Source organism: Pseudomonas sp. RIT-PI-r, assembly GCF_001297015.1.
In the GTDB taxonomy this organism is placed as follows: domain Bacteria; phylum Pseudomonadota; class Gammaproteobacteria; order Pseudomonadales; family Pseudomonadaceae; genus Aquipseudomonas.
This window is the reverse complement of the sequence record NZ_LIGE01000041.1, coordinates 164993-171292: the sequence shown is the minus strand read 5'-3', so window position 1 is coordinate 171292 and position 6300 is coordinate 164993. Positions and strand designations below refer to the sequence as shown.

The following is a 6300-nucleotide window of genomic DNA, read 5'->3' as shown; positions in this document are numbered from 1 at the left end:
TATTTTCAGAAGTTTTCGAAGAATTCTTCAACAACTTCAACCACTTGCGCTTCAGATCTCTCTGCAGCGGGAGGCGAATTCTACAGCGTTACACGCTGCTGTCAACACCTCTTTTTCAACTTCCTTTTGGCTTCGATGAACTGAAGCAACCTGCTGCCGAAACCTACATAACTCATTGAATCTCAAGGAGTTTTCCGTTTCGACTGCGCCGGAAGTGGGGCGAATTATAGACATCTCAAATCTGCCGTCAACCGTTAATTTCGCTTTTCTTGCAAAACCTGCTTTTTAGTCGGTAAACGCGGGATCCGACGCATGACCGGGGGAATACGCAGCACCAGAAGCACCGCACCTATAAAGGCATAGATTGCCCACTCCTCAAGATCGGCGCGCACGATCCACAACATATGCAGCAAACCCAGGCCCAAAATCACGTATACCAGCCGATGCAACTTCTTCCAGCGCGAACCCAATCGACGCTGACTGTAGCGATTGGACGTGACCGCCAACGCCAGCAATCCAAGAAACCCCAACGCCCCCACTATTATGTACGGCCGCTTGCGCAACTCGACCGCCAGTTGCGACCAGTCGAAACCCAGAATAAATGCCATATAGCTGCACAGATGCAGAACCACGTAGGCAAAACACCAAAGCCCCAATTGCCGGCGCACAGCAATCCACCCTGCCCACCCGGTAAGTTTTTGCACAGGCGTCATGCTCAGGGTGATCAACAGCAGTACCAGCGTCCCCAACCCCAGTCGATCCACCAACACCTTGCCGGGATCTGGTCCAAGCAAATCTTCAAGCGCCTGATACAACCACAGCATCGGCCAGACAGCCGCCGCAATGAAAACGCCTATACGCCAGAACGGAAAGCGCATCAGTAGTTCTTCCGCAGATCGAGCCCTGTATATAAAGAAGCGACCTCATCCGAATAGCCGTTGAACATTTGCGTATCACGCACGTTTGGCTTGAACAGACTGTTCGGCAGACGCCGCTCGCGCGCCTGCGTCCAGCGTGGGTGATCAACCGTCGGGTTCACATTCGCATAGAAGCCGTATTCATCTGCCGCGATGCTTTGCCAGGTTGTCTTCGGCTGCTCGCTGACCAGACTGATACGCACAATGGATTTGACGCTCTTGAAGCCATACTTCCACGGTACGACCAAGCGCAGCGGCGCGCCATTCTGATTCGGCAGCTCGCGGCCATACATGCCTACCGCCAGAATCGCCAAGGGATTCATTGCCTCATCCAGTCGCAGACCTTCTACATAAGGCCAATCGATCAAGGCAAAGCCAGAACGCTGGCCAGGCATGCTCTTGGGATCCTGCAAGGTTTCAAACCGGATGTATTTTGCATTGGACGTTGGCTCGACCTGCTTTAGCAACGCCGAAATCGGAAAGCCGATCCAGGGAATAACCATCGACCACGCCTCGACACAACGCAGGCGATAGATACGCTCCTCCAACTGGTACGGTTTCATGAAATCTTCCAGCGCATAACGCCCCGGCTTACCCACCTCCCCGTCGATCACTACGCTCCATGGTTCGGTTTTCAGCGAGCCAGCATTCGCCGCCGGATCACCCTTGTCGGTTCCGAACTCATAGAAGTTGTTGTAATGGGTGGCGTCTTTATAAGGCGTGATAGCCTCATCCTTGACGTTGACCGCCCCCCATTTAGTAGAGGACATCTTGTCGTTAAACCAGGCAGGTGCCTTGCCCGGCTCGACATCGGCATACCGAGCGGCATCGTCGGCACTGGCCCAGCGCGGCAGGCTACTGACGGCGATACCGGCAGCAGTGGCCCCCAATAATTGGCGGCGAGAGAGATAAATGGCTTCAGGCGTGACATCCGACTCATGGCAGTCGGACGCTTTGGGGACTTTGATCAACATGGCAACTCCGCAGCTTTGGAGGACTGATGCACCCATAGACTGCGGAGTATGCGGGAAATTACATCACTCGGCTTTTTTGTGCCGACGAAGATGCAACAGGTACTGCACCGGGCCAGAAGCCGCGTAAGCGAGGAACACCAGCAGCAGAATGCGCGGCGGATCGCTGAACACCACAGCGAACACCAACACCACCGCAAGAATCGCCACAAACGGCACGCGCCCCTTCAGGTCCAGCTCCTTGAAGCTGTTGTACTTGATGTTGCTGACCATCAGCATGCCGGCCGCCGCAACCATCAGTGCGACCAGGAACGACATCTTCGAACCCTGAATGCCGTAATCGCTGAACGCCCAGACAATACCCGCAACCACACCGGCTGCTGCCGGACTGGCCAGACCGATGAAATAGCGCTTGTCAGCCGTCCCCACCTGAGTATTGAAGCGCGCCAGACGCAACGCCGCGCCCGCTACATAGATGAAGGCGACCATCCAGCCAACCTTGCCCATGTCGCCCAACGCCCAGCCGAACGCCAGCAGCGCTGGGGCAACACCGAACGCGACCATGTCCGACAGCGAGTCGTACTCGGCGCCGAAGGCACTTTGCGTGTTGGTCATGCGCGCCACGCGACCGTCGAGACCGTCGAGCACCATGGCGACGAAGATCGCGATCGCGGCGAACGCGAAATACTTGCTCGCATTGGCCGAGTCGCCAGCGCTTAGAGCAGCCTGGGCGCTCATCGAGTTGATGATGGAGTAAAACCCTGCGAACAGGTTCGCAGTGGTGAACAGATTCGGCAGCAGATAGATACCACGATGCCGGACTTTACGACCTTCTGCGTCGTGCCCTTCTTCGATGTGTTCATCGATGGGCAGCAGGCTTTCGGCGTCAGAAGCCTTGTTCGGCTCTTCGGGACGTTCGCTCATGGACATTACCTTGCAACGGTTTGGAGAAATTTCGACAGGTGCTTGAGGACGACAGTTCGGCCACAAACGCTGCAGCTTTATACCAGAACCACCGGCTCAAACGAAAAAACGCGGCCGAGGCCGCGTTTTCCGTACAAGAATGACGACTTAGTTTTTGGCTTTGTCGACGATCTTGTTGGCACCGATCCACGGCATCATGGAGCGCAGTTGCTCACCGATGACTTCGATGCCGTGAGCGGCGTTGTTACGACGCTTGGCGGTCATCGAAGGGTAGCCGGTTGCGCCTTCGCTGATGAACATTTTGGCGTATTCGCCGTCCTGAATACGTTTCAGAGCGTTGCGCATGGCCTGACGGGACTCGGCGTTGATCACTTCCGGGCCAGTCACGTACTCGCCGTATTCGGCGTTGTTGGAGATCGAATAGTTCATGTTGGCGATACCGCCTTCGTACATGAGGTCAACGATCAGTTTCAGTTCGTGCAGGCATTCGAAGTAGGCCATTTCCGGCGCGTAGCCAGCTTCAACCAGGGTTTCGAAACCGGCTTTGACCAGTTCAACGGTACCGCCGCACAGAACGGCTTGTTCGCCGAACAGGTCGGTTTCGGTCTCGTCCTTGAAGGTGGTTTCGATGATGCCGGTACGACCGCCACCAACGCCAGCAGCGTAGGACAGTGCAACGTTTTTGGCGTTGCCCGAGGCGTCCTGGTAGATCGCGATCAGGTCAGGGATACCACCGCCCTTCACGAACTCGGAACGCACGGTGTGGCCCGGAGCTTTCGGCGCGATCATGATCACGTCGAGGTCGGCACGCGGAACAACCTGGTTGTAGTGGATCGCGAAGCCGTGGGAGAAGGCCAGGGTGGCGCCTTTCTTGATGTTCGGCTCGATTTCGTTCTTGTACAGCGAGGACTGGAACTCGTCCGGGGTCAGGATCATGACCAGGTCGGCAGCCGCAACAGCGGAAGCAACGTCGGTCACTTTCAGGCCGTGAGCTTCAGCTTTGGCAACAGTGGCCGAACCTTTACGCAGACCAACGGTAACGTCGACACCGGAATCTTTCAGGTTGCACGCTTGGGCGTGGCCCTGGGAACCGTAACCGATGATGGCAACTTTCTTGCCCTGGATGATCGACAGGTCGCAGTCTTTATCGTAGAAAACTTTCATGAATTTCCCCTATATATCCAGGCCGTTCAGGCCATTCGCTAATTTGGTTTAGATGCTGAGTACTTTGTCGCCGCGGGCAATGCCGGTCACGCCGCTACGGACGGTTTCCAGAATCGATGCGGTGCCGATGGACTGAATGAAGCTGTCGAGCTTGTCGCTGGTACCGGTCAATTGAACGGTATACACGCTGGCACTGACGTCGACGATCTGTCCACGGTAAATATCGGTGGTGCGTTTGATCTCGGCGCGCTGGGCGCCAGTGGCCTTGACCTTGACCAACATCAGTTCGCGCTCGATGTGAGCACTTTCCGACAGGTCCACCAGCTTGACCACTTCGATCAGCTTGTTCAGGTTTTTGGTGATCTGCTCGATGACTTCATCGTGGCCCACGGTGGTCAGCGTCAGACGCGACAGGGTCGGGTCTTCGGTCGGGGCCACGGTCAGGCTTTCGATGTTGTAGTTGCGCTGCGAGAACAGGCCGACTACGCGAGACAAAGCGCCGGGTTCGTTTTCCAGAAGCAAGGAAATAATGTGCCGCATGATTAAGTACGCTCCGTCTTGCTCAGCCACATATCGCGCATCGAGCCGTCTTTGATTTGCATCGGATAGACGTGCTCGCTGGTGTCGACCGAAACGTCGATGATCACCAGGCGATCCTTCATGGCGAACGCTTCTGCCATCTTCGACTTCAAATCTTTCGATTCGGTGATGCGTACGCCGACGTGGCCGTAGGCTTCAGCCAACTTGACGAAGTCAGGCAGCGATTCCATGTAGGAGTGCGAGTGACGGCTGCCGTAGCTCATGTCCTGCCACTGACGAACCATCCCCAGAACACCGTTGTTCAGGATGACGATTTTCACCGGCAAGCCATATTGCAGGCAGGTCGACAGTTCCTGGATGTTCATCTGGATGCTGCCTTCGCCGGTCACGCAGGCAACGTCGTCATCCGGGAAGCTCAACTTGATGCCCATGGCCGCCGGGAAACCGAAGCCCATGGTGCCCAGACCGCCGGAGTTGATCCAGCGATTCGGCTTGTTGAACGTGTAGTACTGCGCCGCGAACATCTGGTGCTGGCCCACGTCGGAGGTGATAAAGGCATCGCCCTTGGTCACTTCGCAGAGGGTTTCGATCACGGTTTGCGGCTTGATCAGGCTGCCGTCGCCCTTTTCGTAAGGGAACAGGCCGCGATCACCACGCCATTCATCAACCTGCTTCCACCAACTGGCCACGGACTCCTTGTTCGGGGTCTCGCCGATTTCCTTGAGGATCGCGACCATTTCGGTCAGGACGCTCTCCACCGGACCCACGATTGGCACGTCGGCCTTGATGGTCTTGGAAATCGAAGCCGGATCGATGTCGATATGGATGATCTTGGCATTCGGGCAGAACTTCGCCGGGCCGTTGATCACGCGATCGTCGAAACGCGCGCCGACCGCCAGGATCACGTCAGCGTGATGCATCGCCAGGTTGGCGGTGTAACTGCCGTGCATGCCGAGCATGCCGATGAACTGACGATCAGTGCCTGGGAAACCACCCAGGCCCATCAAGGTGTTGGTCACGGGCAGGTTGAGCATTTTTGCCAGTTCGGTCAGCGGTGCGGAACCGTTGCCGAGGATGACGCCGCCACCCGAATAGAGCACTGGGCGTTTGGCCGCCAGGAGCATTTCTGCCGCCTTGCGGATTTGCCCGGAGTGACCGCGAACGGCCGGGCTGTAGGAGCGCAGCTTGGCTTTTTTCGGGAAGACGTATTCGAACTTCTCAGCCGGGTTGGTCATGTCTTTCGGGATGTCGACCACGACCGGACCCGGACGACCGGATTGCGCCAGGTAGAAGGCCTTCTTCATGACTTCCGGGATTTCCGAAGCGTGCTTGATCATGAAGCTGTGCTTCACGATCGGCCGGGAGATACCGATCATGTCGGTTTCCTGGAACGCGTCGGTGCCGACCATGGTGCTTGGCACCTGACCGGAAATGATCACCATTGGAATCGAATCCATATAGGCCGTGGCGATACCGGTGATGGCGTTTGTGGCGCCTGGACCGGACGTCACCAATACCACGCCGGCTTTACCGGTGGCACGGGCGTAGCCGTCAGCCATATGGGTCGCCGCTTGTTCGTGACGAACCAGGATGTGATTCACTTCCGGTTCTTTGAACAGGGCATCGTAAACATGCAGGAGAGCACCACCCGGGTACCCGTAGATATATTTGACGCCTTCGTCACGCAAAAAGCGGACAAGCATCTCACCGCCAGATAAAAGCTCCACGTTGTTCACCTCTAAAACGCCAGAATACCGTCCACAAAAAAGGGGCGGGTCTTAATA

6 protein-coding genes are annotated in these 6300 nt (G+C 56.5%); all 6 read right to left on the bottom strand.

The window, feature by feature from the left end; translation table 11 throughout:
* Positions 1-254 precede the first annotated feature (254 nt).
* Positions 255-878 carry a protein-methionine-sulfoxide reductase heme-binding subunit MsrQ gene (msrQ, locus tag AK821_RS25120; RefSeq protein ID WP_064392519.1) on the bottom strand — a complete coding sequence of 208 codons (624 nt, stop codon included), beginning with the start codon at positions 876-878 and terminating at the stop codon, positions 255-257.
* Positions 878-1891 carry a protein-methionine-sulfoxide reductase catalytic subunit MsrP gene (msrP, locus tag AK821_RS25115; protein ID WP_064392516.1) on the bottom strand — a complete coding sequence of 338 codons (1014 nt, stop codon included), beginning with the start codon at positions 1889-1891 and terminating at the stop codon, positions 878-880. Before msrP ends, msrQ begins: the two co-directional genes overlap by 1 nt.
* A gap of 63 nt (positions 1892-1954) precedes the next feature.
* The gene (pssA, locus tag AK821_RS25110; protein ID WP_016983477.1) at positions 1955-2812 is read right to left on the bottom strand and encodes a CDP-diacylglycerol--serine O-phosphatidyltransferase; all 858 of its coding nucleotides are present in this window, start codon (positions 2810-2812) and stop codon (positions 1955-1957) included.
* Between the two features lie 147 nt (positions 2813-2959).
* Positions 2960-3976: a ketol-acid reductoisomerase gene (ilvC, locus tag AK821_RS25105; protein WP_007909969.1), complete on the bottom strand. Its 1017-nt coding sequence runs from the start codon at positions 3974-3976 to the stop codon at positions 2960-2962.
* Positions 3977-4024: 48 nt separating this feature from the next.
* Positions 4025-4516 carry an acetolactate synthase small subunit gene (gene ilvN / locus AK821_RS25100; protein WP_003176102.1) on the bottom strand — a complete coding sequence of 164 codons (492 nt, stop codon included), beginning with the start codon at positions 4514-4516 and terminating at the stop codon, positions 4025-4027.
* 2 nt (positions 4517-4518) lie between these two features.
* The gene (locus AK821_RS25095; RefSeq protein ID WP_064392524.1) at positions 4519-6243 is read right to left on the bottom strand and encodes an acetolactate synthase 3 large subunit; all 1725 of its coding nucleotides are present in this window, start codon (positions 6241-6243) and stop codon (positions 4519-4521) included.
* Positions 6244-6300 lie beyond the last annotated feature (57 nt).

Coding starts and splice junctions, on each gene's coding strand:
- pssA (WP_016983477.1), bottom strand. CDS start 2,812: ATGAGCGAACGTCCCGAAGAGCCGAACAAGGCTTCTGACGCCGAAAGC.
- msrP (WP_064392516.1), bottom strand. CDS start 1,891: ATGTTGATCAAAGTCCCCAAAGCGTCCGACTGCCATGAGTCGGATGTC.
- ilvN (WP_003176102.1), bottom strand. CDS start 4,516: ATGCGGCACATTATTTCCTTGCTTCTGGAAAACGAACCCGGCGCTTTG.
- ilvC (WP_007909969.1), bottom strand. CDS start 3,976: ATGAAAGTTTTCTACGATAAAGACTGCGACCTGTCGATCATCCAGGGC.
- msrQ (WP_064392519.1), bottom strand. CDS start 878: ATGCGCTTTCCGTTCTGGCGTATAGGCGTTTTCATTGCGGCGGCTGTC.